Below are 722 nucleotides of genomic sequence, written 5' to 3' on the forward strand. Positions count from 1 at the left end.
AACTCACAGATTGCAGACAAATGCAGCCGTTTGATCTACCGCTATTGGGCGGCTCGAAACATCGGAAACAGGGGTGGGGCTTGGTCGGCTTTGATTAGACCCATCTCTTGGAAACCATAGCGCTTATACAGCGATAGATTTGTAGGGTTTGTCGACTCTAAGTAAGCAGGTCTTCCATCTTCATCACAACGTTTGAGGCAGCATTCAAGCAACGCGGACCCCAACCCTTTTCCTTGGCGAATTGGATCGACCGCAATAAAGGCTAAATGCCAGCAGTCCTCATCGGGATGATAATTGTCCATCTGCCCGAAGGTTTCGAACAACGCATCATGCTTTTCTGATGAGACCGTCTGCTCAAAACAGGCGACAAGCCGTTCTTCGTCAGGGTGAATGCTTGGCGGAAGCCAAAGTGCGCCAGCAGTAAAATCATCGTTTCGAAACGCGCTGCCCTGTTCAAATGCACGCCCCCCAAAGAAGTCCATTACGCGCGGGAAGTGGGTAAGGAAATCGGCAGGTTCAGGATACAGCCAACGCATGAATGGGTCGGCAGAAAATCCAAGAGCAAGTCCGCTTAACAAACTCTCTGCTTCACTTCGGGTTGATGATCTAAACATGAAATTACCTTTGGTCGTTACACCTCGATTTTCACGTTTCAGCATGTGGGCCGCAAATACTTGTTGTCAAATGCGCAATTTATTGTCCTGCTCAAGCAACGATGGATG

1 protein-coding gene is annotated in these 722 nt (G+C 49.0%); it reads right to left on the reverse strand.

What is annotated here, in order from left to right; translation table 11 throughout:
* Positions 1–41: 41 nt before the first annotated feature.
* On the reverse strand, positions 42–659 hold the full coding sequence (locus tag Q1B46_RS22145; protein WP_299952068.1) for an N-acetyltransferase: 618 nt from the start codon (positions 657–659) through the stop codon (positions 42–44).
* Positions 660–722: the final 63 nt, after the last annotated feature.

Origin of the sequence: uncultured Ruegeria sp. (assembly GCF_947500045.1) — a bacterium.
Lineage (GTDB): Bacteria > Pseudomonadota > Alphaproteobacteria > Rhodobacterales > Rhodobacteraceae > Ruegeria.